Annotated in this window: 2 protein-coding genes; one reads left to right on the top strand and one right to left on the bottom strand. The window is 55.4% G+C overall.

Annotated features, from left to right (window positions below):
• A partial coding sequence (locus A3730_RS23765) for a DUF1570 domain-containing protein (protein WP_063539121.1) occupies positions 1-736 on the top strand: 736 nt, incomplete at its 5' end.
• A gap of 27 nt (positions 737-763) precedes the next feature.
• Here A3730_RS23765 and A3730_RS32815 read toward each other — a convergent pair.
• Positions 764-950 (bottom strand): hypothetical protein (locus tag A3730_RS32815; RefSeq protein ID WP_231884033.1); only part of this gene is annotated, 187 nt, incomplete at its 5' end.

Raw genomic sequence — 950 nt, 5'->3', positions numbered from 1 at the left:
TCAGGACTTCACCCTGTCCGGAGACTTGCAGCAACAAACGCTGGATAACATTAACCATATTTACCAGCGCTACCGCCGGGACTTCGGCCTGGACCTGCACGGCACTGCGGAAGTAAACCTCTACCTGATTGAAAAACAGGACGACTTCCAACAATGGATGGTTGACCGCATAGGCTCCAGCAGCCGCCACTATGCCGGCGTCTTTATTCCTGCCACCAATGAAGTGGCGGTCTGGCAGTGGGCCGATAACGAACAGCAAGTTGCCCAGACAATTTTGCATGAATCCAGTCATGTGCTGCTTTACCAGTTATCCCCCCTGGCTCCGGTATGGCTACAGGAGGGCCTGGCACAGTATTTCCAGACCCTGGAAACGCAACCGGACGGCCGCCTGAAAATCAGCGCACTGGACGATGCCCAGCAGCGGGTACAAACCTGGATTGAACAGGAACGGCTGATCACCCTGCGCCAGTACCTTTCCATGGACGATGCGCAATGGCGAAAAATGGCCCACCAGCTCAACGCCATTCCCTACACCGTCGCCTGGGCCACCACTGCCTTTCTCATGTCCAAACCGGTGGGCCGCTCCACCCTTCGACAAATGCTTCAGGACCTGGAAAAAACCCACCAGCGTCCGACACTACAGCGTATCGAGCACCTCTATCCGGGTGGTATTTCACGGCTGGAATACGACTTCTTTCGTTGGGCGCAAAGCGACATGGCACCGCATTGGTATTAAGGAACCTCTGAAAAACTCCTTGCGTACTCAGTCTTTCAGGCTGGTTCGCAATCTAGGCGTGCTTTTGAAGGTGTATGTCCATCCATCGAAAAAGCGCAACAACGAGTGCGGGCCAGCCTGAATGACCCGAAGGGCGTGGCCTGAAGCGCACATCTGCTGCGCCTTGCCTCTCGGAAAGGGAACCACCCTGACCATCAAGACAAGACGAAACAGC

The sequence above is a fragment of the Alcanivorax sp. HI0044 genome, assembly GCF_001634945.1.
This window is presented reverse-complemented; position numbering and strand designations above follow the sequence as displayed.